This is a genomic window from Duganella levis, from assembly GCF_009857605.1.
GTDB lineage: Bacteria > Pseudomonadota > Gammaproteobacteria > Burkholderiales > Burkholderiaceae_D > Rugamonas > Rugamonas levis.
In genome coordinates this window covers 1-340 of the sequence record NZ_WWCT01000091.1, presented here as the reverse complement: position 1 = coordinate 340, position 340 = coordinate 1, and the positions used below count along the sequence as shown (strand labels likewise).

The 340-nt window shown below is 45.9% G+C and carries 1 tRNA gene; it reads right to left on the bottom strand.

The features are described from left to right. Positions 1–241: 241 nt before the first annotated feature. Positions 242–317: transfer RNA gene (locus GTP69_RS30910), tRNA-Ala, on the bottom strand. Positions 318–340 lie beyond the last annotated feature (23 nt).

Sequence of the window (340 nt, the reverse complement as noted above, 5' to 3'; positions counted from 1 at the left end):
CTACGTCCTTCATCGCCTGTAATCGCCAAGGCATCCACCATGTGCACTTATTCACTTGTCCCTATAACCTTGACGGCTATAGTTCAAGCATTTACTACTTTGTGATGATGAGTTTTACTACCCAGGCATGTATCTGTCGACACACACCTAATAAAACTTTACTTCTTCCAGATTGTTAAAGAACGATACTGCTTTTACCTAAACGCTTGTTTTTCAACGTCGCTTACGTAAAAACAGGTAGTGGTGGAGGATGACGGGATCGAACCGACGACCCCCTGCTTGCAAAGCAGGTGCTCTCCCAGCTGAGCTAATCCCCCTATGGGTACCACGAATACAGGCA